The organism is Desulfobaculum sp. SPO524, from assembly GCF_044987625.1.
GTDB lineage: Bacteria > Desulfobacterota > Desulfovibrionia > Desulfovibrionales > Desulfovibrionaceae > Desulfobaculum.
The window spans coordinates 1-2,385 of sequence record NZ_JBJDSB010000012.1; the positions used below are offsets into that span (position 1 = coordinate 1).

2 tRNA genes and 2 rRNA genes are annotated in these 2,385 nt (G+C 54.1%); all 4 read left to right on the forward strand.

What is annotated here, in order from left to right:
* Positions 1–107 precede the first annotated feature (107 nt).
* A 16S ribosomal RNA gene (locus tag ACI3L3_RS16855) occupies positions 108–1,656 on the forward strand.
* A 70-nt stretch (positions 1,657–1,726) separates the two neighbouring features.
* Positions 1,727–1,805 (forward strand) — tRNA-Ile (locus ACI3L3_RS16860).
* 15 nt (positions 1,806–1,820) lie between these two features.
* Positions 1,821–1,896 (forward strand) — tRNA-Ala (locus ACI3L3_RS16865).
* A gap of 84 nt (positions 1,897–1,980) precedes the next feature.
* Positions 1,981–2,385: ribosomal RNA gene (locus ACI3L3_RS16870) — 23S ribosomal RNA — on the forward strand; the annotation flags it as partial.

Genomic DNA, 2,385 nt, shown 5'->3' on the forward strand with positions numbered 1-2,385 from the left:
AAAGGCTTTGGTCTTTGACAATTAAATAGCGAATCGAGACGATTTCGAGAAATGTCCTTAAAAGTCAGTTTTGCGATTCATTAAATTGGATCGTAACATAATATCTCCAACTGGAGAGTTTGATCCTGGCTCAGATTGAACGCTGGTGGCGTGCTTAACACATGCAAGTCGAGCGAGAAAGCTCCTTCGGGAGTGAGTAGAGCGGCGCACGGGTGAGTAACGCGTGGATGATCTACCCAGATGATCGGGATAACAGTTGGAAACGACTGCTAATACCGGATACGCTCCCATTTCGAACTGGGGGGAAAGGTGGCCTCTTCATGAAAGCTACTGCATCTGGATGAGTCCGCGTCCCATTAGCTTGTTGGTGGGGTAAAGGCCTACCAAGGCAACGATGGGTAGCTGGTCTGAGAGGATGATCAGCCACACTGGGACTGGAACACGGCCCAGACTCCTACGGGAGGCAGCAGTGGGGAATATTGCGCAATGGGGGAAACCCTGACGCAGCGACGCCACGTGGGGGATGAAGGCCTTCGGGTCGTAAACCTCTGTCAGAAGGGAAGAAACGCGCCATTTCAAATAGGCTTGGCGTCTGACGGTACCTTCAGAGGAAGCACCGGCTAACTCCGTGCCAGCAGCCGCGGTAATACGGAGGGTGCGAGCGTTAATCGGAATCACTGGGCGTAAAGCGTACGTAGGCGGCGTGTCAAGTCAGGTGTGAAAGCCCTCGGCTCAACCGGGGAATTGCACTTGAAACTGATATGCTAGAGTTCTGGAGGGGGTAGCGGAATTCCCGGTGTAGGAGTGAAATCCGTAGATATCGGGAGGAACACCAGTGGCGAAGGCGGCTACCTGGACAGTAACTGACGCTGAGGTACGAAAGTGTGGGGAGCAAACAGGATTAGATACCCTGGTAGTCCACACCGTAAACGATGGATGCTAGGTGTCGGGTGGCAACATTCGGTGCCGAAGTCAACGCATTAAGCATCCCGCCTGGGGAGTACGGTCGCAAGGCTGAAACTCAAAGGAATTGACGGGGGCCCGCACAAGCGGTGGAGTATGTGGTTTAATTCGATGCAACGCGAAGAACCTTACCTGGGTTTGACATCCCGCGAATCCTCTAGAGATAGAGGAGTGCCCTTCGGGGAATGCGGTGACAGGTGCTGCATGGCTGTCGTCAGCTCGTGCCGTGAGGTGTTGGGTTAAGTCCCGCAACGAGCGCAACCCCTATTGTCAGTTGCCAGCAAGTAATGTTGGGCACTCTGGCGAGACTGCCCGGGTTAACCGGGAGGAAGGTGGGGACGACGTCAAGTCATCATGGCCCTTACGCCCAGGGCTACACACGTACTACAATGGCGCAGACAATGGGCAGCTAAACCGCGAGGTCACGCGAATCCCAAAAACTGCGTCCCAGTCCGGATTGGAGTCTGCAACTCGACTCCATGAAGTTGGAATCGCTAGTAATCCCGGGTCAGCATACCGGGGTGAATACGTTCCCGGGCCTTGTACACACCGCCCGTCACACCACGAAAGTTGGTTCTACCCGAAGTCGTCGAGCTAACCCTCGGGAGGCAGGCGCCGACGGTAGGGCTGATAATTGGGGTGAAGTCGTAACAAGGTAGCCGTAGGGGAACCTGCGGCTGGATCACCTCCTTTTAAGGAAAGACTCTCGATTCGCTATTTAATTGCAAGGAACAAACGCCTTGCAACTACGTGGGACCAGGATGGGCCTATAGCTCAGCTCCGGTTAGAGCGCACGCCTGATAAGCGTGAGGTCGATGGTTCAAGTCCATCTAGGCCCACCATCCACTCGTAAGAGTGGGGGTGTAGCTCAGCTGGGAGAGCACCTGCCTTGCAAGCAGGGGGTCATCGGTTCAAATCCGTTCACCTCCACCATACGAGGGGAACGGTGAAGCCATCCATAAGCGTCCGCGTAATGATCTTTGACAGTTGAATAGGGAATGAGATTTGTGATCTTAAAGTTAAGATAGTAAGGGCAGACGGTGGATGCCTTGGCGCTAAGAAGCGATGAAAGACGTGGTAGGCTGCGATATGCAACGGTGAGTCGCCAAACAGACTTTGACCCGTTGATCTCTGAATGGGGAAACCCAGCGGGAGTCATGTCCCGTTACCGCTTGGCTGAATACATAGGCCTTGCGGAGCGAACCCGGTGAAGTGAAACATCTCAGTAACCGGAGGAAAGGAAATCAAACGAGATTCCCAAAGTAGCGGCGAGCGAAATGGGAAGAGCCCAAACCGTATGGTTTCGACCATGCGGGGTTGTAGGGCCGTCATGAGACGATCTGCGAGTAGACAGGGGAACAAGCTGGGAAGCTTGGCCATAGAGAGTGAAAGCCTCGTACCTGAAATCGAATAGCAGCGTCG